This window comes from Methanobacteriaceae archaeon (genome assembly GCA_030656015.1).
Taxonomy (GTDB): Archaea; Methanobacteriota; Methanobacteria; order Methanobacteriales; family Methanobacteriaceae; genus UBA349.
Genome location: JAUSNX010000004.1, coordinates 369,341 through 392,163, shown reverse-complemented (window position 1 = coordinate 392,163; position 22,823 = coordinate 369,341). Strand labels below are relative to the sequence as shown.

Sequence of the window (22,823 nt, the reverse complement as noted above, 5' to 3'; positions counted from 1 at the left end):
GTATCTTTTATTAACAATTCTAATGGTAAAATCATGTTCAACGATTATATTAAAATAAAAGACAAAAAAATACCTCAAACTTCTCTGGGGACTGCTCCTTTCATTGGAATGCCTTATTTTGGCCACAGAGCCCGTTTATATCAACTGGATTTTCATAATAGTTCTGAGAACATTCTAAAAATCATGAAAAAATCTCATGAAATGGGTGTTCAGGCCATTCAGCTAATTCCAGAAGAACCGGTAATCCGGGCTTTGAAATTGGCCCAAGATGAAGGAATAAAATTTGATATATGGGGCACAGTTAGAAAAGATAATTTAGAAGAAGATATTCAACTTTTATCAAGTCTGGAAGTTAGTATAATGCTTTTAGATGAATGGGTAACTGATAAATCCGATATTGATTTTATTGAAGAATCATTGAATAAAATAAATGATGAAAATGTAATATCGGGCATTATAACAGCTTTACCTAAGGAAACCACACCTAAACTAATTGATTCGGATATTAAGGATTTATTTGACATTTACATGATTCCAGTTAACAAATTGGGCTATATGATGGATTATCCGGTTTTCATGCATGAAGAACGGGCCGAACTAGCAAAATTACTTAAAAAACTGAATAAAGTAATCATAGCCAATAAAATCCTAGCAGTTGGAATTTTAAATCCTGAAGAGGCTATTGATTTCCTTAAAACTCTGGAATATGTGGATATGGTTACAATGGGTGTCGCATCAGAAAAAGAAGCTGAAGAAACATTTAATTTGCTTTTTAACAAATAATCTGGATAATAAACGTTAAATTTATAATAAAGAAACTATTAGAATATATATTCAATTTTAAGGGGGCTATAAATGATAAAATATCGTCCAGAAAAAGATAATGATCATGACGCAATTTTTGAAACTAACCAACTCGCATTTCCTGAAGATAATGAGGCTCGCCTGGTTGACATGCTCAGAAATTCTGAAAGCTATGTAAATGGGCTTTCTATAGTGGCTGAGAAAGATGGGGAAGTTTTGGGACATATATTATTCACCAAATTAACTATAGAGTCCCCAAAGGGTGATTTTGTTGCTCTTTCCCTAGCACCTCTTGCAGTTAAGCCGAATTTTCAGCGACAAGGAATCGGTTCTGGTTTAATTAAGGAAGGAATTAAAAATTGTAAATCATTAGGATATAAAGCAATCGTGGTTGTTGGTCATCCGGAGTATTATCCACGATTTGGGTTTTCTCCTGCTCGAGAAAAAGGTTTAGACGCACCATTTCCAGTCCCTGATGAGGCTTTCATGGTCTATGAACTTGTTCCAGGATATTTAGATAATATTCAAGGAATGGTTAAGCTCGCTCCTGAATTTGATGAATTTATCTAATATTTAAATACGATTTAAACTGTTATTAGTGGATATCATCTAAAATAGATTAAAATTAGTCTAATAATGTTTAAATAAAAATTAATAATTTATTTATTTAATAAAGAAAATTATAAAATTAAATTTAATAAATTCGGATCTTAATTACATTCTTTTCTTTCTTTAATCATCTTTAAAAATTCGGCGGGGGTTTCTATTTCTCCCATTTCCCAGCCGTGGACCACGGGTATCCCATCCAAGGATTCCTTAATTTTCTCATTATCCAATATGAAAACAGAACTGGATCCAGTAATAAGTGAAAGATCTTTTAAAGTTATGGCCATCTTTTTTAGCGTTCTTTGTTTTCGATTTTTTTCTAAATTGGTTATGAGTGGTGTTTCAACATTTTTTGAAATCTGGTTATTGTTTTCCAGTTTGGCCAAAGCATCAAAAGGAGTTTTCTGAGTGGGAATAATACCAAAACCCAATTCAACTAGTTTTTGAGGTTGAAATTCATTCATATTAATTTTATTATCATTTAATGGAGATTCATTTGATTTGCCAATATTTAATTCTTTTAATGAATCAGGGACCTTGAATAAATCAATAGAAAGGGTGATTTTAAGATTTAAAATGTCTTCCAGCATCATGGCGGTTTCAGGACAGGCCCTTACAATTCCATGTTCGTATTTATAAATGGTTTCTCTTGATACATGGGCCAAATCAGCTAAATCTTTTAGAGAAAGATTATAATCTTCACGAACTTCCTTTAAAACTTCTCCATTTATCTGGACATAATATCCACCACGATCTGCCAGAATTTCAGGATATTCTCCTTCAATAATCATGTTTTTAAGGGTTTCCAGACCAATAACTGGTATGCCATGCCTTTCATATACCACATCTTCTTCCAAGTGTTCACTTTTTGATTTAAGGCCTACAATCAAGGGGGAGGCCATAAAACTGTGTGATATCTTTCTTATTTCTTGGGCCTGGACGCCATTTATCCCATCTATATTAACTAAAACTTTTAATAGTAATAGCAATAACTTTCTTCGAGCAACCATGTCAAAGCAACTTCGCTCATAGATATGGGAAGTTTCAAATCCATTGTTGGCTAGAAGTTCGTTAATTTCTTGAAGGACGTGGCCCCGTTTTACATTAATCATAAAATAACCGGTGAAATCGATGAATGAATTATATGTTGGTATAGATGATACAGATTCCCCAGAAGGAATGTGCACTACTTATATAACTTTTGTAATTATCAATGGACTTAAAGATTTTGGTTTTGAGATTGCAAGTTATCCTAGATTAATTAGACTTAATCCATTTGCCAGATTCAAAACCAGAGGCAATGGTGCAGTTTCATTTAAATTAATTGTGGATTCTCAGTCAAAAAAAGATGAGGCCAAAAAGATAATTTTAGATGCCGTTAAAAACCTATCCAAAATGGATAATGAAAATACAAATCCTGGTGTGGTATTTTACGAAGGAAGAAGTATTAATGGGCAAATGGTAATGGATAATCGCCTTCCAGTATTTGCTACTCGCGCAATAAAAGAAATTTTAACCATTAAAGAAGCTGAAAAACTGGCCCAGGATATTGGTGCTGAAATTCATCAATTTAAAAAAGGTAGGGGAATTATTGGAGCTCTAGCAGCCATAGGTTGTTATTTGAGGGATAGTACCTTTGAATTACTGGCCTACCGACTACCTGAAAATTATGGTAGCCTGAGGAAGATCAATCCTGAATCTGTGGTCCTAATGAATGAAAAAACATATCCTCAAACCTTTGATAACATTGATCAAGGCTACATGGCCATAGAACCACACACCCCTTGCCCTATTTTATATGGAATTAGGGGAGAAAGTCCTGAAGCAGTTCTGGAGGCCCATAATTTAGTTGAATCACTGGAACCTATTGAAGGATATTTTATTTTCGAAACCAATCAGCATACGGATATGCATCTTCAAAAAATCAGTAAAATCTCTGATATGAAACAGTTTGCATGTTATATTATAAATGGATTAGTAAAGGATAACCCTCGCGTCATTGAAGGAGGCCATATCTTTTTTACATTAGAGGATTCTTCTGGAGAAATAGAATGTGCCGCTTATGAACCAACTAAAGGATTTAGAAATATTGTTAAAAAACTAATTCCTGGTGATAAAGTAGAAATATATGGTGGTATTGGTGCTCAAGAGACTTTGAACATAGAAAAAATTAGAATAATGGATCTAGCTCCACTTTTTAAAGAAGAAAATCCATTATGTGATTGTGGTAAACGAATGAAATCCGCAGGTGCAGGTAAAGGATTTAAATGCACTAAATGTGGTAATAAATTAAGAAATGGCCAAAAACTGCGAATTGAAATTTCAAGAGATATTAATGAAGGTTTTTATGAAGTTCCACCATCAGCTCGACGTCATTTATCTAAACAATTGATTAGAATGGCTAAAAAATCACATGATTGTATTTATTAATATTTTTTTCTTCTTCTTTCATTTTGATTATTTTTTTAAATTTTCAACTTATTTTTAAATTTTCTAGAGTAATGCCTCCTTATCATATGCTAATAAAATAGTAAAAATTATATTTACTCATGCAGTTAGTTTAATCAATGATTACTAGAGAACTAGCAAATTTTATTGTTTCTTTAAAATATGAAGATATACCTGATTCAGCAATAGAAAAGGCCAAATTATGTTTTCTGGATTTTTTAGGTGTTTCACTTAGAGGCTCTCAAGAGAAAAGTAGTTCAATTGCCTTTGAAGTTCTTAATCCTTATTTTAACTCTAATTTTGAATTTAAATCAACTATTATTGGCCATGAAAATGGAGATGCTCTCAATGCTGGGTTTTTAAATGGGATTTCGGCTCATTGTCTGGATCTGGATGATGGGCATCGTTTAGCTCAGCTGCATCCAGGTTGTACTGTGATTCCTGCGGCCCTGGCCCTAGCAGAAGAGAAAGATAAAACTGGAAAAGAATTCTTAAAATCAATAATTGTGGGATATGAGGTAGCCATAGTGCTGGGAAAAGCAATTAATCCTTCACACCGCAGTAGTGGTTTTCATAGTACGGGAACTATAGGAACCTTTGCTGCGGCTGCTGTATCATCTAAAATTCTGAATTTGGATTTGGAAAAAACTATAAATGCTTTAGGTCTGGCTGGAACCCAGGCCGCAGGTCTTCTAGAATCGGATCACGCCGGTACCATGGGTAAACACCTTCATGCAGGTAGAGCAGTTCAATCTGGGATGATATCTGCTCTTCTATCACAAAAGGGATTCACCGGTGCTGAAAGCATAGTGGAAGGCAAAGAAGGATTTTTCAAGGCTCTTGGTGGTGAAGAAGTTTTTGAGAATTCTATTAAAATAGCAAATCAGATTAATTCGGAACTGGGTCAATTTCATATTCAGAATGTTTATTTAAAGAAATATCCAGTTTGCAGGCATTTACATTCTACCATTGGCTCTGCAGTAGATATTTTGAATGAAATAAATATTTATGCTATTGAAAATCAAAAAATCAAGAAAATAACCGTTCAAACTTATAAAACGGCAGCTGAACATGATAATTACTGTCCTATGACTTTAGAATCTGTTCGACAGAGCTTACCTATCAGCCTGGGCATTTTGCTGAATAAAGGTGATTTAACACTAGAAAATATTGAAGAGTTTGAAAGTAATCTGGAGTTTAAAAATAAAATCTTAAAAATTGCAGATAAAGTTGAAATTCAGGTTGATAACAAATTAAATAATCTTCAACCTCAAAAAAGGCCTGCGAGAGTTATAATTGAATTTGAAAAAGGATTAAAAATGGTTAATGGACTCAATAATTATAATCTCTATAATAATACTAATACTAATAATACTGATGGGATGAATAATTTGATTCTTGAAAAGACTACATTTTTACCTAAAGGAGAGCCTGAAAATCCTTTCACCAAACAGGAGATTTTTGAGAAATTTTACTCTTTAAATCCTGATTTTAAATCATTTAATCTAAATTCAATTGATCATATACCTTTGCTTAAAATAAGAGATTTTATTATAGATTTAAAAAAATAACTACTTTTAGGCACTTATTAATAAATGTTGAAAAATAGGTTAATATGTTCATTAAATGCTTAAAATCTTTTAATCCCCAATATTCTCTCTAAATAAATTTCATTTACATTTTATATTAATAGAACTATTTGATGGATTATTACAACCAAATATTTTATATAATATATAATTAAAAATCCAATTTCCTAATTAATATAATTAAAATAAATTAATTACAATACTGAACTTAATATATTTATTAAATCACTTTTAATTAAATCTCATACCTAAATTGAATAAACTAAATGGCGGTGGGATATTGAAAGATACAAAGGCATTTTTAGAAAAAATCGGGATAAATGGGGATATTAATAGTAATTACACATCTCATAAAAGATTTAAAGATGATGCCCAATACAGATTCGAAGTTCCGGGGATTCAAAAACCAGTTGCTATGGAATCTCTAATTGATGCCATGGATGAATTTCAGGTCTTAGTGCATCGGGTTACTCAGACCAAAGGAATAATGCTTTTAACGGACTCTGAAATAGAAAAAATGACGGATCTTGCAAGAGAAGCCAAACTTGAACTCTTTTTAAGTGTAGGGCCTAGAGCGGTCTATGATACCAGTGCTTCTGCCCAAACCAAAGAAGGGGCCAGGATTGGATATCGATTAAGAGGATATAATAATCTTTTATATGCTATTGAAGATGTAAAAAGAGCAATTTCTCTAGGAGTTAGGGGAATTGTAGTTTATGATGAGGGCCTTTTATGGACCCTAAATCAAATGCGAAAAGAAGGTGATATTCCAGAAGATGTTCACTTTAAGATATCCGCCCATACTGGCCATGGAAATCCCGCTTCAGCCAAACTTTTAGAAGAAATTGGGGCTGATTCATTTAATCCAGTTAGGGATCTTCAAATTAATATGCTGGCATCGCTTAGGGACGCTATAGATATCTCTATAGATGTTCACACCGAAAATCCTAAATCTTCTGGAGGATTTATACGTCATTATGAAGCTCCAGATATTATTCGAGCTGTTTCACCGGTTTATCTCAAGACTGGAGGGGCAGTAGCAGGTCATCATGGCTGGGACACTACAGAGACACAGGCCCGTGAAAGGATTAGACAAGTGTTTTTAGTACAATCCATGATTTTAAGATATTATCCTGAAGCTAAAATGTCTGGTAAGGGCCCATCTGATCTGGCGATACCTGTTTTGAGGTAATAGATTAAAAAAAATATTTTTGTCACATTATACCTTAATTATAATATAATGTGAATATAATATCGAAAATTAAAAACATTAAAGCAATATCTAAGTTTTTAAATTATAATATTTTTAAGTATAATATTTTTTAAGGAACGAGTACATGGATTTGATTAATAAAGTGAAGGAAGCGGTCATTGAGGCCAGCACAACTTATCGCCCTGATCAGATAGATGCCTATGAAATGGCACTTTCTAAAGAGACTAATGAAAATGCTGCTTGGGTTTTAAATATCCTTATGGAAAATGCAAAAATTGCTGAGGCTGCAAAAAGGCCTTTATGTGATGATACTGGGATTCCTCATGTTTTAATTGAATTGGGAGATGATTCAGAACTTCCCGTTGCTTTTTTAAAGGATATTGAATCCGGTATTGAACTTGGATTACAGAAGCTCCCTGCAAGGCCCATGGCAGTTAAAGGGAATGATATTCAGCGAATTGAACAAACTCAAGGCCTATTTGAAGATCCGGGAAAACTAATCTCACCTGCAATCTTAATGGATTCTATTCCCGGAAAGCAAACCAAAATTCATATTTTAATGTTAGGTGGTGGGCCAGAAATAAGAGCCAGTACTTATAGAGTTTTCCATAAGCGGGATAATAGAAAAGTATTTGAGGAAGTTGTAACATGGTTCAAATCAGAGGTTCCAATGTTAGGTTGCACTCCATGCATCCCGGCAGTGGGCATTGGCAGGACTCATTTTGAAGCAACATCTTTAATGATTAAAGCAATGGCTTATGGGAACTTAAATAAACAGTCTGAAATTGAAAATTACATTACAAATTCTCTTAATGGGACTCAAGTTGGCCCACTTGGACTGGGGGGAGGTTCAACGGCTTTAGGGTCTTTTGTAAAAATTGGGCCTCAAAGGGCTAGTGGAGTGAGGATTGTTTCCATGAGGCCTTGCTGTTGTGTAGAGCCTAGAAAGGCTTTGATCAAAATCTAAAGCTCTTAAATTTCTCTTAAATTAATTAAATCCTAATCAATTACCTATTAAAACAATATAGAAGTATAGTATAAGTAGGGTAGAGCATAATTATATTTTTAATGATTGTATCTATTTTATACTTTGTAATACGATAATATGATGGATTAATTCAAGTTATTAGACGTATTAGATTTTTATACTGAATTATAAACCTACATAAACTTTTAAATAATTTCATATTAATAATATGGTCTTTGGATTTATTTGGTGATAAAATTCGTTTTATCATTAATTATCTATAAAAACAAGTGAATAACTGTGGATTATATTGATATTCGCCACAGGATGTGGTAAGTCATGGCAATAGGAAGAGAGTCACTAGAGAATGTTTTCAAGGTTAGCAACCCTAAATGGAGAACTTCCATAACAAAGGTGGAACCTAATCGCATAATAACAAGAGGATATTCCCAAGAAGATTTGATTGGTAATGTGTCTTTTTCAGAGATGGTTTATCTACTGATAAAAGGTGAAATGCCATCTAAAAAAGAATCTAAAATGCTTGGTTCGGTACTGGTTTCATTCTGTGATCATGGAGTGACCCCTCCCAGTACCCAAGCGGCAAGGATGATTGCTTCAGCAGGATCTCCAGTCCATGCTTGCATTGCAGGAGGCCTTTTAGCTTTCGGTAAAAATCATGCTGGTGCTATTGAAAGATCCATGAAGGCATTTCAGGAAGCTATTCGTCGATCAAATCATGAAGAAGATATTTTCATCACAGCTAAACTATTTGTAGAGGATTACCTAAAAAAAGGTATTAAAATTCCAGGTTTTGGCCACAGATACCACAGCGAAGATCCCCGAGCGGCCAGGCTAATTGAAATGGCCAAAAAACAAAATTGTGATGGCCCTCATACTAAATTGGCCCTAGCGGTTCAAGAAATACTCTTAGAAATGAAAGATATAAAAATGAATATTGATGGTGCCAATGCAGGTATACTATCTGATATGGGCTTTGATTGGAGAACCGGAACCGGAATATTTATGATTGGTAGACTACCTGGTTTAATATCTCATGTTTATGAAGAAAAGGTAAGAGAGCCTGATTTTAGAAAATTTTTTGATTTAGATGAAATATACTATGATGGAATTGAAGATAGAAATGCTACGCCTGCTAATGATTTAAATGTGAGAAATGCTGGAGATTAAGTTTTTATTAACATAAATTCCATTAAATTTCAATTCTTTAACATTATAACCTAATATAATCCTTATAAATTCACTTAAATATAATCATAGATTTATATTCTAAGATTCACGATTAAAAAATTCATAAATAATATATTTAATTAGAAAAAGTACCTTATTCATTTATTATTAATTTAAAATATTTTATTTAGAATATTAAAATCATTATTTACCTATAAAAAATTAAAAAAATGATAAGAAGTGAGAAAAAGACAACGGTTAATAGTATTTTTAGATTTTATACGATTTCATTCATGAAAATTAAATAGTAAAAGATAAATATATCTGCAAATATATTTTGCTATACCATGGTGGTTCAAATGATAACAATATCGGAAGCTATTACTACGATAAAGAAAGCTGAAAATGATGCTAATAAACTAATAGAAGATTCAAAATTAAAATCATCTGAAATGATCGATGAAGCCAAGGCTAAATCCGCGGAAATGATGAAAACAGCCAAAAATGAGGCTCAAGAGCAATCTGAGACTACTATTTCTGAAGCAGAATCTAATGCTAAAACTGAAGCTGTACACATATCTAATCGCGCCCAAACAGATGTGCAAAAAATTAAAACACAATCTGAGGGTAAGGTTGCCGAGGCGGCCAATATTATTATAAAAAGTGTTTTGTAGTTGTGAGTACCATGTTCTTGCCAGCAAGGATGCGTAAATTAAAAATAATAACACTGGATCAGTACGCTGATTCCACCGTGCGCTCGCTGCACGAGGAAGGTATCGTACAGATTCATGATATATCTGAACGTATTCAGCAAGACGCAGAATGGGCTCAAATTCTAAAACCTTCTAAAGTAACTCCACAAACTGGAAAAATAGCTTCTCTTTTAATGAAAACAACTGGACTAGCAGACTTTTTAGGAACAGCCGTTCCTAAAAAAAGTATGATGCAAACAGTTAAAGGATTTATTAATCCTCCTGTTTTTGAAAAGAGAGAAGTTGAAGAACTTGATACGGATGGCCTTGTTTCTAAGGCAGAATCTGTTTTAAGCCAGGTAGAGTCGCTTACTAAGGGTATAGAAGAAAAGCTCGCTGCTCTTGACAGTGAAAAAAGTGAGATTGAAACCAATCTAAGTGTGTCTGAAAAATTAATTAATTTTGATGCTGATTTATCAGAACTAACTAGTTCTGAATTTGTCTCTATAATGGCAGGTAAAATTTCACTGGAAAGCTATGATAAGTTCCAAGATGAATCTGCCAAAGTTACTGATGATTTGATAGTTTTAGAAGCCAATGGCGATGCTAAAACTGAAAAAACTATTATTATCATAACTTTAAAAAAATATGGTGAAGATATTGCCGGAATATTGAGAAGAATCGAATTCGAAAGATTTGAGATTTCTGGCTTGTCTGGTAAACCAAAAGATATAATATCCAGTTCAAATTCAAGATTGGAAGCCATTGCTCAGGAAAGAGACGCAGCAGTTATGGAACTGCAAGAAGTCTCTGCTAAATGGGAAGATGAGCTTTTAGTTTTAAAAGAACAACTGGAAATCGAGAAAGAACGGAATGAAATATTCGCTTCTTTTGGAGAAACAGAGAAAACTGTAATGTTTGAAGCATGGGTTTCAGAGAAAAAGCAGCAAACTGCTTTAGATGTGATCGAAAAATCCACTGACGGACATTCTGTTGTAGAATCTGAAGATCCAGAAGATGAAAATGAAGTCCCTGTTTTACAGGACAACCCGCGCTTTGCTAAACCTTATGAAAATTTTGTGGAGATGTATTCTCCTTTAAAATACAATGAAATTGATCCAACTATTTTAATGGCTATTATATTCCCATTTTTCTTTGGGTTCTGTCTTACTGATGCGGGTTATGGTATAATTGATGCCCTATTGGGGTATGTTTTGTACCGAGGATTGGGTAAGGTTAATCCATTTATGAAAAACTTTGGAATTATTCTAATTGCTTGTGGTGTATGGGCCTTTATTTTAGGAATGGTTACTAATGGTTTCATTGGGGATTTCTTCCCTAGGTGGTTCTTGGATGGCGCAGCAATCCCAACTACGATAGCCTCCCTTGATGCATTTGTGAACCCACAAAACATTCTGATTTTCGGATTAGTTGTAGGTCTTATACACATCAACATGGGTCTAGTCATGGGTGCCATAAACAACATTAGAGCAAGTGACTTTAAGGAAGCTTTAGGAACTCAATTAGTCTGGATCATTTTAGAATTAGGTATTGTACTATATTTCTTTGGTGGCATGTTTGTTGGTGGCCCAGTTATTTTACTGGCATTAATAATATTACTATACGCTAATGGGCTCTTTGGATTGCTGGATGTTTCCGGGTTTTTGGGCACGGTTTTATCTTATGCCCGTCTTCTGGCCTTGTGCCTTTCCACAGGTGGAATAGCTTTCACAGTTAACATTTTAACTGGATTAAGTTATGAAATGATACCTATTATTGGAATCATATTAGCTCCAATCATATTTATTGGAGGACACATTGCAAACCTTGCTTTCCAGAGTTTAGGTGCATTTATAAATTCATTACGTTTACATTATGTAGAATTCTTTTCCCAATTTTATATGGGTGGTAAAATTAAATTTGAAGCTTTTCGCGCTGAAAGAAGTTTCACGAAAATAAGGAGGTAAAAAATATGGTTGAAGTAGCTTTAGGAACAGCATTAGCAGCAATCGGTGCCGGTGTGGCAGTAGGATTTGCTGGATTAGGATCAGGATTAGGACAAGGTATAGCAGCAGCAGGTGCTGTAGGTGCAGTTGCCGAAGATAATGACATGTTTGCTCGTGGTATTATCTTCTCTGCATTACCAGAAACTCAGGCTATTTACGGGTTTTTGATTGCTATTCTTTTACTGGTATTCTCTGGTTTACTGGGTGGGTCCGACTCACTAAGTGTTACCGCAGGATTAATAGCAATTGGTGCAGGTGCAGCAATAGGATTTGCTGGTCTTGGTTCTGGTATGGGTCAAGGTATTACTGCCGCATCATCTGTAGGTGCCGTAGTAGAAGATGAAGACATGTTTGCTCGTGGTATTATTTTCTCAGCTCTGCCTGAAACTCAGGCTATTTACGGGTTTTTGATTGCTATACTGCTCATGGTATTCGGCGGAATCTTAGGATAGGAGGACAATTAAAATGAGCTCCGGGGCAGATAAAATTGTCTCCAGCATATTGTCCGACGCTCAGAGTAAAGCTGATGTTTTTATCCAGGACGCCCAGAAAGAATCTGATTTGATTCTAGAAGAAGGCCAAAAAAAGGCCCAGGCAGAAAAGGAGAAAATATTGGACGAAGCTAATAAGCAGTCCAATATGAAATATCAGCAATTAATCTCAGAAGCAAAAATGAATGCTCGTCGGGCAGAATTGGAGGCCAGAGAAGAAGTAATTGAAGATGCCTTTAAAAAGGCTGAAGAAGATCTTACCAAGATCGCATCTTCCTCTTCTGATGAATATAAAAAATCACTGGTGGAAATCGTCAAAGAAGCAACTTTAGAAGTTGGTGGCGGAGAAGTGATTGTTCATCTAAAAGCTGATGATGTAGAAAAAATAAAGGACTCAATTGACACTATTGCAAAGGACGTTGAAGCTCAAACTGGTATTAAAACCACTCTGGAAATTGGAGAGAACATAAATACTATTGGTGGGGCTGTTGTTAAAACCAAAAATGGAGAAATTGAGGTTAATAACACTATAGAGTCTAGAATGTCAAGGTTTAAGAAATCTCTACGTTCAGAGGTTGCTAAAGTTCTATTCAATTAATAGGGGAGATAATGCATGGCTGAAAGCATAACTGCAATTGTATCTGCACTAGGTTTTCCCTCTGTAGAAGCTTTTATAGCAGTATTACTTCTGGGCGGAGCAATAATTGGTGCTATTGTTGTAATAGCAACCATTAGGCCACTCCTGGATTTGTTTCCATATGCTTATCCCAATGCTAGAGTTAGAGCCAGAGTTGGACGTTTATTCTCAGAAAAACAACTCTCTGAAATCCTTGAATCTGATAACCTGGATGAAGTCCAGAATTATCTTCGGGGTTTCCCAGAGTACGCGCAATATGTGGATAAATATCCTTTGGAAAAAGCACTGGATACTCAACTGGCAGACACTTATGATTTAGTGGCTCGAATTGCACCTGGTGATATAAAGGGCGTATTCCGAGCATTACTAAAGAAATGGGATATTAGGAACATTAAAAGTGTAATTACTGCTAAAGAAGCAGGTTTAAACTCTGAAAAGACTATGGAATTATTAATACCTTTCGGAGACCTTAAAAACGATTTAGGACAATTATCAGAAGTAAATTCTGTAACTGATATTATAACAGCCTTAGAAGGCACGGATTATTCTAAAATTTTAGAAGATGCACTTCCAGCATACCAGAACACCCAAATGGTTCTTCCATTAGAGGCTGCTTTGGATAAATATTATTTGGAAAATCTTTTAAGAGCATCTGCCAATCCTGCTGATGATAACGGCAGTTTAGTTCACACCTATGTCGGTTCTCAAGTGGATATAACCAATTTAAAGATTATCCTCAGAGCAAAAGTTGATGGTTTAAAATATGATGATATCAGTCCTTATATGATTTCTAATGGTTACCAAATAAGGGATTGGAAACTCAAAGATTTAATGGAAGCTGAAGATGTTAGTGCAGTGGTTAGTGCCATGGAAGGTACTGATTATGCACCAATACTATCTGAGGCTTTAAATGGATATAATCAAACTGGTTCCGTTGCTTCATTTGAAAAAGATTTAGATATTTATCTAACTAAAATGGCTAGAAACTTCGCAGTTAAAAAGCCATTTGGAGCAGGGCCCATGATTGGCTTCTTAAATCGAAAAGAGAATGAAATAAGGAATTTAAAAGTTATTGCTCGTGGTAAACGGGAAGTAAATTTCCCTGCTGCTAGGATTAAGGAGATGTTAGTGTGAATTCATCCATTGCTGTAGTTGCTGATGTGGACACTGTGACTGGCTTCAAATTAGGAGGCATTAAAGAAGGTCACGTGGTTGAAACTTCACAAGAAGCAGAAGAAACTTTGGGCAACATCATAAAAGAAAAAGATGTTTCCATAATCATAATAACTGAAAAAATTGGTGATGAAATTAGAGATTTCATTGATAGATTCACCAAATCAAATACATTACCCATGATAATAGAAATTCCAGACAAATCTGGCCCGTCTGATAGGGCTGTCGACCCGATGGGAGATCTAATTAAACGAGTTATTGGGGTTGAGATGGTAAAATGATTACTGAAGGAAAAATTATTAAAATCGCGGGTCCTGTTATCGTCGCAGACGGGATGAGAGGAACACAAATGTATGAAATGGTTAAAGTGGGTAACGACAAGCTTATTGGAGAAATCATTGAGCTTGAAGGAGACACTGCAACCATTCAGGTTTACGAAGAAACTGCTGGACTAAAGCCTGGTGAAATGGTGGAAAGTACTGGAGGACCATTATCTGTGGAATTAGGCCCAGGTATTATTGGATCTATCTTTGATGGTATCCAAAGACCTCTGGAAACTATTAAGGCAATATCTGGGGATTATATCGAAAGAGGAGTAGATGTACCATCCCTTCCAAAGGACAAAAAATGGACTTTTAAACCAGTAGCTAAAGCAGGTAAAAAAGTTTTAGGTGGAGATGTCCTCGGAGAAGTCCAAGAAACATCTGCGGTTCTTCAAAAGATTTTAGTTCCTCCGATGATGGAAGGAACTTTAAAAAGCATTGTTGCTGAAGGTGAATACACAGTAGTAGATGATATTGCTGAAGTTGAAACAGCTAAAGGAACTGAAAAAGTTCAAATGATGCAAAAATGGCCTGTAAGGAAAGGAAGGCCATACAAATCCAAACTTGACCCAGATATACCTCTGGTAACTGGTCAAAGAGCACAAGATACCTTTTTCCCTGTTGCTAAGGGAGGAACAGCTGCTATACCAGGTCCGTTCGGATCAGGTAAAACTGTAACTCAACAGCAACTAGCTAAATGGGCTGACGCAGACATAGTTGTTTATGTAGGATGCGGTGAACGTGGTAATGAGATGACTGAGGTACTTAAAGAGTTCCCAAAACTGGAAGATCCAAAAACTGGTAAACCACTCATGGACCGAACGGTTCTAATCGCTAACACTTCTAACATGCCTGTGGCTGCAAGGGAAGCATGTGTATACACTGGAATCACTATTGCAGAATACTTCCGTGATCAAGGTTACGATGTAGCTCTAATGGCTGATTCAACATCACGATGGGCAGAAGCTATGAGGGAAATTTCCGGAAGGCTAGAAGAAATGCCTGGTGAAGAAGGATATCCAGCATACCTCGCTTCCAGATTAGCTCAATTCTACGAGCGAGCTGGACGAGTAACTACTGTGGGAACTGAAGATAAAACTTCGTCTGTTTCTGTAGTTGGTGCAGTATCACCTCCTGGTGGGGATTTGTCTGAACCAGTTACTCAAAACACCCTACGTATCTGTAAAGTATTTTGGGCATTAGATGCATCTCTAGCAGATAAACGTCACTTCCCTTCCATTGACTGGTTACAAAGTTACTCATTATATGTGGACAGTGTACAAGGTTGGTGGGCTGGTAATGTAGGTGATGAATGGAGAGAAACCAGAGATCAAGCTATGATCCTCCTCCAGAAAGAATCTGAACTTCAGGAAATTGTGCAACTGGTAGGGCCAGATGCTTTACCTGACCGGGAAAGAATTACTTTAGAAACCAGCCGTATGATTAGGGAGGACTTCCTACAACAGAATGCATACCACGAAGTGGATACTTACTGTTCTCCTGCTAAACAATATCAAATGCTCAAAACTATTGTCATGTTCCAAGATCAAGCAACCGCTGCCCTGGAAAGAGGAGCTCCTTCTGCAGACATCATTAACATTCCGGTTAAAGAAGATATCGGCCGTATGAAATTCATTGCTGAAGATGAATTTGAAACTGCTGTAAAGGAAATCCAGGAAAAAATTGTCAAACAATGTGCTGAGGTGTAAAAATGAACGTAAACATTAAAACAAGGGAATACACCACAGTTACTGAAGTAGCCGGTCCTTTAATGATTGTTGAAGGTGTTGAAGGTGTAGCTTACAGTGAAATTGTGGAAATCGAAACACCCAATGGTGAACACCGAAGAGGACAAGTTCTCGAAGTAAGAGAAGATCTGGCTGTTGTACAGGTTTTCGAAGGTACCAGTGATCTAAACACTTCTACTACAAAAATCAGATTCACCGGTGAAACTGCTAAAATTGGAGTTTCCCTAGATATGATGGGCCGTATCTTTAATGGTACTGGTAAACCAATTGACGGCGGACCAGAAATCATACCTGAAAAAGAACTGGATATCAATGGTAGTCCCATGAACCCTTCTGCCAGGGAATTCCCTGCAGAATTTATTGAAACTGGTATATCTACTATTGATGGAATGAACACTCTGGTAAGAGGACAAAAATTACCTATCTTCTCTGGATCAGGTTTACCTCATAATGAACTGGCAGCTCAAATCGCCAGGCAAGCTAAGGTACTGGCCAAAGATGCTGAAGGCAGCGATTTCGCTGTAATATTCGCAGCAATGGGTATTACTCACGAAGAAGCAAACTACTTCATGAGGGATTTCGAACAAACTGGTGCACTAGAAAGAGTAACTGTTTTCATGAACCTTGCAGACGATCCTGCTATTGAAAGGATTATTACTCCTCGTATGGCTTTAACTACTGCAGAATATCTGGCATTTGAACATGATATGCACGTACTGGTTATTTTAACTGATTTAACCAACTACTGTGAAGCTCTACGGGAAATTTCAGCTGCTCGTGAAGAAGTACCTGGAAGAAGAGGTTACCCGGGTTACATGTACACTGATTTATCCAGTTTGTACGAACGTGCAGGCAGAATTGGTGGTAAAGAAGGATCCATTACTCAGATGCCTATTTTGGTAATGCCTCAGGATGATATTACTCACCCTATTCCTGATTTAACTGGCTATATTACTGAAGGACAGATTGTGTTAAGCAGAGAACTTCACCGTAAAGGTATCTACCCTCCAGTTGATGTACTTCCATCCCTATCTCGATTAATGAGTGGGGGAATAGGTGAAGGTCAAACTCGTGAAGATCACAGTGGTGTTTCTGACCAGCTTTACTCTGCTTATGCAGAAGGCCGTGATTTAAGAGATTTAATGGCAGTAGTTGGTGAAGAAGCTTTAACTGAAAGAGATCAAAAGTTCTTGAGATTTGCTGATGAATTTGAGAAACAATTCATTACTCAGACCAGGGATGAAGACCGTTCTATTCAAGAAACTCTTGATTTAGGATGGGCACTTCTAAGCTTATTACCTCGTGCAGAACTTAAAAGGGTTAGGGAAGAACACATACCTAAATACCTTCCTGACAATGAATAACCCCTTTACTATTTTTTTAGAGGGATAAAATGGCACAAGAAATGATTGAAGGGATCAACCCCACCCGTATGGAGCTCTTGAAGCTTAAAGATAGGGAAAAACTCGCTGTTAAAGGATACAGTCTTTTAAAAGAAAAGCGAAATGCCCTTATTATGGAGTTCTTTAACATTTTAGAAAGGGTAAAAGGATCCCGTGAAAATGTGGAAGAAAAGCTGAAAGAGGCTTTTGAAGATTTAACTGCAGCCCAAGTTATTATGGGTGATTTAGCAGTCAATAAAGCAGCTTTATCTGTAAAGGAATCTGTAAATGTTGATATTGGTTCCAGGAGTATTATGGGTGTAGTAGTTCCTGTAGTTGAGTCTAGTACTTCTCCAGAGAGAACTGTTGTGGAAAGAGGTTACGGCTTCGTGGATACTTCAGTTAAACTGGATGAAGCTGCTAAAAAGTTCGAAGAGTCCATTGCCCTCATTATCGAACTGGGAGAAATAGAAAAAACTATTATTCTTCTGGCCGGTGAAATCGAGTCTACTAAACGTCGTGTAAATGCGTTGGAACATATTATTATTCCGCGTCTTGAAAACACAGTCAAATATATTGAAATGAGACTTGAAGAGATGGAAAGGGAAAACTTCGTGCGATTGAAAATGATTAAAAAATCCATGGAGATGGAGTAATGGTTCGAATACTAACTCGTTTAGGTGCGGTTAAAAAGGACATTAAAGAATATGAGGATGAACTGGTGGACTTTAAAATTGGCACAATCTCTGGTAATCTCAGAGCAGTTATTGCTGATGAAGAAGTTGATTTTAAATCTGGTGAATCAATACCTGTTAAAATTAAAGATATCCCTATTCCAGCCAACTACATTTTCTTTATTTCGGCATATGCATCAAACAGGCAAGGCCATACCCTAGCTGTTGGTGAAGAAACTCCTTTACCTATAAGTTTGGATAGACATGTAGATCATGCTATGTTCGTAGCTGCTGTAGATGGATCTATAAAAAAGAATGATCTTTTAGGAGTAATTATTCTTTTACCTGTGGAATTAACCCACCCATCTATTTAATCTCCAAATCTCCTATTTTTTATTCTATTTTTTTAAAATTAATATGCTGTTTTTGACTTATTTAATTTAAATTATAATATTGAAAAATTAGGAAAATTGCTATTTATTTTGTGATTCGAACTAATTAATTACTAAAATAAAAACAAAATAAAAATATATATTAAAATTGGTTTTATAAAAATACTAAAAAAATAGCATTATAATTAATTTATTTTCTGGAAAATGAATTTTTAGTAACTATTACCTAAAAATGATTTCATAGATCCATAAACTTCTATCATTACGGCTTCTATCTGTTCTAATAGATCATCAATAGTTATTTTTACATCATTATAACTTTCAATCTTACCCTTTTTTTCAGATTCAAGCTTTTTCATGGCTTTGGCCCGCATGGTAGCCGGCGACTTATTTCCTTTTAACAATTTCCTTTTTCTGGAATTATCTACATTTTCTATAGAAAATTCTTCTCGAATACTAGTTCGCATACTTAAATATTGAACTTCTGTAGAACGTATATCTCCTCTGATTTGCTCTTTCATATTTATTAAAATTTCTCGCTTTTCTTGAAGCTTTAAAATAGTTTTTCTAGATTCTGCAATAGAAGACATTTCTATCTCGAAGTCAATCAGATCGACTATAATTTTATTATAATCATTAATATCCATACTATATTTCCTCAATAATATTAATTTGTTTCAATTGACGGTTTAAGATCTTTAAAATAAAATCGTGCTGTTATTCATTTATGACATATGGTTTAAAAGAAATTTAATTCATTTTTTGATCTTTTTTGAATTAATTTATTTCTTTTTTTACAGGTTAGATTGTATTTTTATCCTGTACTTTCCATGTATAAAAATTTGGACACTAATATATATAAAATTAATTAATAATTAGTTCATAATTTTATTTAATGAGCAAGATTTTGATAAATCAGATTGATTATTTAAAAAACAAATTTTTAGCTTAAATTAACATATTCCTAACCAAAGACGGAATCTTCAAGGCTACTAAGATGAACGACTGTATGTTAATTTTTTAATAGTAATTTATAAAATAAATATTTTTAATTATTTTGAAAAAAAATGTTTAAATAACATCAATTATAATTCAATAGATAGTTTAAAAGAGTTAGCCTGAGAAATTTTTCCAAAAGGAATAAACTAATAAAAATATGATATTGAATTAAAAATTAATTTTGAATATTTATTCAATATTGTTGTTTTTAATCTTATTATTGAGCTGATACATGTGAGTAAAGATCCCATAAAAGAATATCTTAAGGACCCCGACAAAAAAGCAAAATATTTCCTTGCAATTGTAGTTGTAAGGATTATAGTAACGTTTCTGATGGTTATTGGTGTGTTTGTTCTTATTTTAAGACTTTTAGGCATAATTTAAGAATATTCTTTTTAATTTTCTCTTTTTATTTATTTAATAATCTTATTTTAAATATTTTTAATCGAATAAATATTTTCTTTAACTTTATTTCGAAGGTAATTAACCTTATTAAGGGCCTCGTCATATGTTTCTCCAGTTTGGAGAATGGTTACTAAAGGTTCTCCTTTTTCTATAATTGTATGTTCTTTAGGAATATCATAAACGCCAGGAATATTTATCTTACCAACTAATGATTTTTTTGGGGCGTAAATAATCTCTTTAACAGAATACTTTTCTACTTCAGGAGATTTTATTAACTCTCCTTCGCAAGCTTTTTTATGAGCATCTATTAAATTAATACCTAAAGATGATTCGGCACACTCGAAAGTTCCCTGAAACCGCGGATTTACTTCTATAATATAAATTTCTCCATTATTAATTATCATATCCACTCCATTGGATCCAATTAATTTAAGATATTTCACTACTTCCTGCCCAATTTCTTTTATTTGGTTGTCATCTCCGGGATAGGGCGTTATATTCCCACTATAAATAAATTTATTTCCTGATGAATCATTTTTATTAATGATCTGTGAGCTGCTGATTATGGATAATACCTCTTTTTTGGTAGATATGGCTGAAGAACTAACTTCGATACCAGAAATATATTCTTGCAAAATGAATTTTTCTTTTATGATGCTATTTAAATAATTATTTTTATCTCTATTATCTGACGACTCAGGATCCTCTGAAACAGTATGTGGCCTAAAAGAATTAAGATGGGATATACCATAACCTCCGGAACCATAAACTGGTTTAATTAGATAATCTTTTTCAGTGTTTTGATTGTTTATTTCCCAAGCTTCTTCTAATGAGGATAATAAAAATGTTTCTGGCAAATTAAAATGTTTCCTAATTTTTTTATATAACCTGTATTTATTTTCAATATTTTCCACATTTTTATTCCCTAGAACTTTAGATGAAGGGAAGTTTTGAGGTGAAATTCCAGCACATGGCATGATGTAGTCAATTTCATCTATCCACTCGGAACATAATTCTCTAAGTTCGAGTGGCCTATATGATTCTTGAAAATAACCACAAGAATAATATGGCTTTTGCTTCAACATGCACTTTTTATGATGGTAAGAATTAAAATCTGAGGTGCAAAAGTAGCTGGCAGAATATATCTCGTATCCTAACTCATATGCAGACTGGGCCAGAGGGCGGGTATTAACTCCAACAATGAGTAATTTTTCCATATAATTAACCTTAGAAATCTATAATATATTTAAATTAGTTTTATCGTTCTAATTATTATTTTATTAGTATTTAGATTTATTATAATGATTATAATATTATTTTAGAATTTCTACTTTAGAATTTCTAAAAATTTTTCAATATCCATTAAAAAATTTAGTAATCGTTATAATTTTTTATTTATGGAATCTTATTAATAAAATTAGTAAATATGATTTTAAAATAACTTCAATTAAAAATGAGAATATAATTAAATTAAAATAGAGATAGTCCCGAGCGGAGTCGAACCGCCGTCGCCGGTTCCAAAGACCAGCAGGATTACCACTACCCCACGGGACTATACGGGTTTTTGGTAAAAACTGCCCCTTAAATAGGGCAATCTCAATGTTTAATGGACTTCCTATTTATACTTATCGGTTAATGGCTTATGAATAAAATTGTTTGCTTGTGTAATATTCATTTTAATTATCTAAACACTTTAATTTAGTTTATAAAGGCAAAAAATTATTTATTTATACATTTTAAGAGAGTATATATTTTAATTTGGAGTATAATATGTTATTTTATCATTTATTGCGAAATTCTATTATAAAAAATCCTAAAAACAGCATGGATTAACTAGCCAATAGATTTTTTATAGGATTAATTCAATTATTATACTATTTTAATCTAATATTTTTAATCAGGTTTTTAAATATAATAAGTATAATAACTCATGGAGGACAAAAAATGAGCATATTTCTGATTATAAGTGGCATTATACTAGTTATAATATCAATTCTTCTTTTAATAATGACAAAAAAACTTCCAGAAGGCGCAAAGAGATCAAACTATCTGGTGGCTATTTTTTGCACTGCTTTAGCGGCCATTGTTTTAGTAATGGGTATTATATAAATTTAAATTAGAATTATAATGATTAGTGATTTATCTAACTTTTTATTAATTTTTTTATTATAATTCAAATAAACTAATTTGAATTTATTTTATAATTTTATTTATTGTTCATCCGGTGATAAATGAAAAAACAGAAACAATTACATCCCATCCTAAAACGGCTGTAAATGTGAAATATAATGTAGTAACTGTTGCTAAAATATATCCCGTCAATATTAAATATCCATCACATTCTAAAGAACCTAAAGCCAAAAATAATATGCTATATGCTGGTAAAAAGTCAGTGAGGGGCACTGGGAGAGGCAATATCAATAAAAGTGAGCAAAATCCCATTATTGCTGCATTAAATTTGTCTGTTCTGGATCCACTGCATAAAACAATGAATTTAGGATTTATAAATTTTTCTATGCGCCCCATAATGGGGATAATCCCATTTAAAATATTTTCCAGATTGTTTTTAGATATCTTATAATTCATAATCCTTTTTGGAAGTAGCATATGCTTGTTAAGAATGATACTCACACAGATTACGAATATGGCCAGGCCAAATGGAATACTACTTCCGGGAATTGATACTGGTAGCAAAAAAGGTCCGGTTAAAATGATGCATGTGAATAATTGACCTTCTTCTCCAATTATATCTAAAAACTCTTTTAATGTGGCCCCATCATCGTGAATTTGAGATGGAATTTTTGATATCCTTGATGAGAAAGTTGTGACACAATGATTTTTTTCTTGCAATTAATGCCCTCTTTATTTTAATAGATTAATAATTAGAATAAATAGGTCATTATTAATCTTTATTGGAACGATTTTTATCTGCTCATAATATAACTGTTTTAAATTAACATTTGAACGATAATTCTTAAAATAAGATTTAAACCTAATATTATTGGAATTAGTTTTATTAACTAAAATACCTTTCTTCAGCTTTTTTTAGAGGATAGCTCTTCATAGGATATATTATTTTTTATAAC

The 22,823-nt window shown here is 34.0% G+C and carries 23 protein-coding genes and 1 tRNA gene; 19 read left to right on the top strand and 5 right to left on the bottom strand.

All coding sequences use genetic code 11. The annotated features are described in order from the left end of the window. Positions 1 to 33 precede the first annotated feature (33 nt). Both Q7I96_05080 and Q7I96_05075 read left to right on the top strand, forming a co-directional pair. A complete protein-coding gene (locus Q7I96_05080; protein MDO9626985.1) occupies positions 34 to 783 on the top strand; it encodes a hypothetical protein in 750 nt (249 codons plus the stop codon). Positions 784 to 855: 72 nt separating this feature from the next. Then, on the top strand, positions 856 to 1,374 hold the full coding sequence (locus tag Q7I96_05075; protein MDO9626984.1) for an N-acetyltransferase: 519 nt from the start codon (positions 856 to 858) through the stop codon (positions 1,372 to 1,374). Positions 1,375 to 1,514: 140 nt separating this feature from the next. Here Q7I96_05075 and Q7I96_05070 read toward each other — a convergent pair whose 3' ends face one another. Continuing rightward, on the bottom strand, positions 1,515 to 2,522 hold the full coding sequence (locus tag Q7I96_05070) for a transcriptional regulator (GenBank protein MDO9626983.1): 1,008 nt from the start codon (positions 2,520 to 2,522) through the stop codon (positions 1,515 to 1,517). A 19-nt stretch (positions 2,523 to 2,541) separates the two neighbouring features. On the opposite strand from Q7I96_05070, the gene Q7I96_05065 reads away from it, so the two are divergent. The 15 genes from Q7I96_05065 to Q7I96_04995 all read left to right on the top strand — a co-directional run bounded on the left by Q7I96_05065 (position 2,542) and on the right by Q7I96_04995 (position 18,315). Beyond that, complete coding sequence (locus Q7I96_05065) at positions 2,542 to 3,840, top strand: tRNA(Ile)(2)-agmatinylcytidine synthase (GenBank protein MDO9626982.1); 1,299 nt, start codon at positions 2,542 to 2,544, stop codon at positions 3,838 to 3,840. Between the two features lie 137 nt (positions 3,841 to 3,977). Beyond that, on the top strand, positions 3,978 to 5,429 hold the full coding sequence (locus tag Q7I96_05060) for an MmgE/PrpD family protein (protein ID MDO9626981.1): 1,452 nt from the start codon (positions 3,978 to 3,980) through the stop codon (positions 5,427 to 5,429). A 298-nt stretch (positions 5,430 to 5,727) separates the two neighbouring features. Beyond that, positions 5,728 to 6,639: a peptidase gene (locus Q7I96_05055; protein ID MDO9626980.1), complete on the top strand. Its 912-nt coding sequence runs from the start codon at positions 5,728 to 5,730 to the stop codon at positions 6,637 to 6,639. A gap of 145 nt (positions 6,640 to 6,784) precedes the next feature. Beyond that, positions 6,785 to 7,627 carry a fumarate hydratase gene (locus tag Q7I96_05050; GenBank protein MDO9626979.1) on the top strand — a complete coding sequence of 281 codons (843 nt, stop codon included), beginning with the start codon at positions 6,785 to 6,787 and terminating at the stop codon, positions 7,625 to 7,627. 339 nt (positions 7,628 to 7,966) lie between these two features. Next, positions 7,967 to 8,815 (top strand): citryl-CoA lyase, encoded by an 849-nt coding sequence (locus Q7I96_05045; protein MDO9626978.1) that lies wholly within the window; start codon positions 7,967 to 7,969, stop codon positions 8,813 to 8,815. A gap of 359 nt (positions 8,816 to 9,174) precedes the next feature. Continuing rightward, positions 9,175 to 9,489: an ATP synthase archaeal subunit H gene (gene ahaH, locus Q7I96_05040; protein ID MDO9626977.1), complete on the top strand. Its 315-nt coding sequence runs from the start codon at positions 9,175 to 9,177 to the stop codon at positions 9,487 to 9,489. 11 nt (positions 9,490 to 9,500) lie between these two features. Further along, a complete protein-coding gene (locus Q7I96_05035; protein ID MDO9626976.1) occupies positions 9,501 to 11,474 on the top strand; it encodes a V-type ATP synthase subunit I in 1,974 nt (657 codons plus the stop codon). A 5-nt stretch (positions 11,475 to 11,479) separates the two neighbouring features. Next, positions 11,480 to 11,965: a V-type ATP synthase subunit K gene (locus Q7I96_05030; GenBank protein ID MDO9626975.1), complete on the top strand. Its 486-nt coding sequence runs from the start codon at positions 11,480 to 11,482 to the stop codon at positions 11,963 to 11,965. A gap of 13 nt (positions 11,966 to 11,978) precedes the next feature. Beyond that, positions 11,979 to 12,602 (top strand): V-type proton ATPase subunit E, encoded by a 624-nt coding sequence (locus Q7I96_05025; protein ID MDO9626974.1) that lies wholly within the window; start codon positions 11,979 to 11,981, stop codon positions 12,600 to 12,602. A 15-nt stretch (positions 12,603 to 12,617) separates the two neighbouring features. Further along, on the top strand, positions 12,618 to 13,775 hold the full coding sequence (locus tag Q7I96_05020; GenBank protein ID MDO9626973.1) for a V-type ATP synthase subunit C: 1,158 nt from the start codon (positions 12,618 to 12,620) through the stop codon (positions 13,773 to 13,775). Continuing rightward, a complete protein-coding gene (locus tag Q7I96_05015) occupies positions 13,772 to 14,095 on the top strand; it encodes a V-type ATP synthase subunit F (GenBank protein ID MDO9626972.1) in 324 nt (107 codons plus the stop codon). Before Q7I96_05020 ends, Q7I96_05015 begins: the two co-directional genes overlap by 4 nt. Beyond that, complete coding sequence (locus tag Q7I96_05010; GenBank protein ID MDO9626971.1) at positions 14,092 to 15,846, top strand: ATP synthase subunit A; 1,755 nt, start codon at positions 14,092 to 14,094, stop codon at positions 15,844 to 15,846. The genes Q7I96_05015 and Q7I96_05010 overlap by 4 nt, the downstream gene beginning before the upstream one ends. A 2-nt stretch (positions 15,847 to 15,848) precedes the next feature. After that, positions 15,849 to 17,249: an ATP synthase subunit B gene (locus Q7I96_05005; GenBank protein MDO9626970.1), complete on the top strand. Its 1,401-nt coding sequence runs from the start codon at positions 15,849 to 15,851 to the stop codon at positions 17,247 to 17,249. Between the two features lie 29 nt (positions 17,250 to 17,278). Further along, positions 17,279 to 17,923, top strand: a complete 645-nt coding sequence (locus Q7I96_05000) for a V-type ATP synthase subunit D (protein ID MDO9626969.1) — start codon at positions 17,279 to 17,281, stop codon at positions 17,921 to 17,923. Then, positions 17,923 to 18,315, top strand: coding sequence for a DUF22 domain-containing protein (locus tag Q7I96_04995; protein ID MDO9626968.1), 393 nt, complete (start codon positions 17,923 to 17,925; stop codon positions 18,313 to 18,315). Before Q7I96_05000 ends, Q7I96_04995 begins: the two co-directional genes overlap by 1 nt. Before the next feature lie 230 nt (positions 18,316 to 18,545). Here the strand turns inward: Q7I96_04995 and Q7I96_04990 are convergent, their stop codons facing one another. Then, positions 18,546 to 18,980 (bottom strand): hypothetical protein, encoded by a 435-nt coding sequence (locus Q7I96_04990; protein ID MDO9626967.1) that lies wholly within the window; start codon positions 18,978 to 18,980, stop codon positions 18,546 to 18,548. A 586-nt stretch (positions 18,981 to 19,566) separates the two neighbouring features. Here Q7I96_04990 and Q7I96_04985 point away from each other — a divergent pair. After that, on the top strand, positions 19,567 to 19,716 hold the full coding sequence (locus Q7I96_04985) for a hypothetical protein (protein ID MDO9626966.1): 150 nt from the start codon (positions 19,567 to 19,569) through the stop codon (positions 19,714 to 19,716). Positions 19,717 to 19,763: 47 nt separating this feature from the next. Here Q7I96_04985 and Q7I96_04980 read toward each other — a convergent pair whose 3' ends face one another. Together Q7I96_04980 and Q7I96_04975 are read right to left on the bottom strand one after the other, a co-directional pair. After that, a complete protein-coding gene (locus Q7I96_04980) occupies positions 19,764 to 20,954 on the bottom strand; it encodes an ATP-grasp domain-containing protein (GenBank protein MDO9626965.1) in 1,191 nt (396 codons plus the stop codon). A 265-nt stretch (positions 20,955 to 21,219) separates the two neighbouring features. Then, positions 21,220 to 21,291 (bottom strand) — tRNA-Gln (locus tag Q7I96_04975). Between the two features lie 390 nt (positions 21,292 to 21,681). Here Q7I96_04975 and Q7I96_04970 point away from each other — a divergent pair. After that, positions 21,682 to 21,846 carry a hypothetical protein gene (locus tag Q7I96_04970; GenBank protein ID MDO9626964.1) on the top strand — a complete coding sequence of 55 codons (165 nt, stop codon included), beginning with the start codon at positions 21,682 to 21,684 and terminating at the stop codon, positions 21,844 to 21,846. A gap of 108 nt (positions 21,847 to 21,954) precedes the next feature. Here the strand turns inward: Q7I96_04970 and Q7I96_04965 are convergent, their stop codons facing one another. Next, positions 21,955 to 22,587 (bottom strand): exopolysaccharide biosynthesis protein, encoded by a 633-nt coding sequence (locus tag Q7I96_04965; GenBank protein ID MDO9626963.1) that lies wholly within the window; start codon positions 22,585 to 22,587, stop codon positions 21,955 to 21,957. Between the last annotated feature and the right edge of the window lie 236 nt (positions 22,588 to 22,823).

Excerpts from the sequence above, each read along its gene's own strand:
- Q7I96_05080 (MDO9626985.1), top strand. The coding sequence starts at position 34 with ATGTTCAACGATTATATTAAAATAAAAGACAAAAAAATACCTCAAACT.
- Q7I96_05075 (MDO9626984.1), top strand. The coding sequence starts at position 856 with ATGATAAAATATCGTCCAGAAAAAGATAATGATCATGACGCAATTTTT.
- Q7I96_05070 (MDO9626983.1), bottom strand. The coding sequence starts at position 2,522 with ATGATTAATGTAAAACGGGGCCACGTCCTTCAAGAAATTAACGAACTT.
- Q7I96_05065 (MDO9626982.1), top strand. The coding sequence starts at position 2,542 with ATGAATGAATTATATGTTGGTATAGATGATACAGATTCCCCAGAAGGA.
- Q7I96_05060 (MDO9626981.1), top strand. The coding sequence starts at position 3,978 with ATGATTACTAGAGAACTAGCAAATTTTATTGTTTCTTTAAAATATGAA.
- Q7I96_05050 (MDO9626979.1), top strand. The coding sequence starts at position 6,785 with ATGGATTTGATTAATAAAGTGAAGGAAGCGGTCATTGAGGCCAGCACA.
- Q7I96_05045 (MDO9626978.1), top strand. The coding sequence starts at position 7,967 with ATGGCAATAGGAAGAGAGTCACTAGAGAATGTTTTCAAGGTTAGCAAC.
- ahaH (MDO9626977.1), top strand. The coding sequence starts at position 9,175 with ATGATAACAATATCGGAAGCTATTACTACGATAAAGAAAGCTGAAAAT.
- Q7I96_05035 (MDO9626976.1), top strand. The coding sequence starts at position 9,501 with ATGTTCTTGCCAGCAAGGATGCGTAAATTAAAAATAATAACACTGGAT.
- Q7I96_05030 (MDO9626975.1), top strand. The coding sequence starts at position 11,480 with ATGGTTGAAGTAGCTTTAGGAACAGCATTAGCAGCAATCGGTGCCGGT.
- Q7I96_05025 (MDO9626974.1), top strand. The coding sequence starts at position 11,979 with ATGAGCTCCGGGGCAGATAAAATTGTCTCCAGCATATTGTCCGACGCT.
- Q7I96_05020 (MDO9626973.1), top strand. The coding sequence starts at position 12,618 with ATGGCTGAAAGCATAACTGCAATTGTATCTGCACTAGGTTTTCCCTCT.
- Q7I96_05010 (MDO9626971.1), top strand. The coding sequence starts at position 14,092 with ATGATTACTGAAGGAAAAATTATTAAAATCGCGGGTCCTGTTATCGTC.
- Q7I96_05005 (MDO9626970.1), top strand. The coding sequence starts at position 15,849 with ATGAACGTAAACATTAAAACAAGGGAATACACCACAGTTACTGAAGTA.
- Q7I96_05000 (MDO9626969.1), top strand. The coding sequence starts at position 17,279 with ATGGCACAAGAAATGATTGAAGGGATCAACCCCACCCGTATGGAGCTC.
- Q7I96_04995 (MDO9626968.1), top strand. The coding sequence starts at position 17,923 with ATGGTTCGAATACTAACTCGTTTAGGTGCGGTTAAAAAGGACATTAAA.
- Q7I96_04990 (MDO9626967.1), bottom strand. The coding sequence starts at position 18,980 with ATGGATATTAATGATTATAATAAAATTATAGTCGATCTGATTGACTTC.
- Q7I96_04980 (MDO9626965.1), bottom strand. The coding sequence starts at position 20,954 with ATGGAAAAATTACTCATTGTTGGAGTTAATACCCGCCCTCTGGCCCAG.
- Q7I96_04970 (MDO9626964.1), top strand. The coding sequence starts at position 21,682 with ATGAGCATATTTCTGATTATAAGTGGCATTATACTAGTTATAATATCA.